Annotated in this window: 1 pseudogene; it reads left to right on the top strand. The window is 69.3% G+C overall.

From position 1 onward, the window contains the following. Positions 1 to 371, top strand: a pseudogene (locus BJP35_RS24080) (cyanate transporter); the annotation flags it as partial.

The raw sequence follows: 371 nt of genomic DNA on the forward strand, positions 1-371 counted from the left end.
CATCGGGGTAATCCAGGCGGTGATGCCCGGTATCATCAAGCATCATTTCCTCAACAGCATGGCGCTGGTGGCCGGGCTGTGGTCGGCGGCGCTGATGGGCGGCGGCGGGCTGGGCGCGGCGATCACTCCGTGGCTGATGAGTGCGGGGCACGACTGGCACAGCGCGCTGGCCTGGTGGGCGTTACCGGCGCTGGTGGCGCTGCTGGCCTGGTGGCCGGTCAGTCGCGGGCTGTCGCGCCTGGGCGCGGCGGGAGAAAACCGTGGGCCAAGCCTGCTGCGCAACCGGCGCGCCTGGCTGCTCGGCGCCTATTTCGGCCTGATCAACGGCGGCTATACCAGCCTGATCGCCTGGCTGCCACCGTATTACATGC

It is taken from the genome of Enterobacter sp. J49, from assembly GCF_002148625.1.
Classification (GTDB): Bacteria; Pseudomonadota; Gammaproteobacteria; order Enterobacterales; family Enterobacteriaceae; genus Enterobacter; species Enterobacter ludwigii.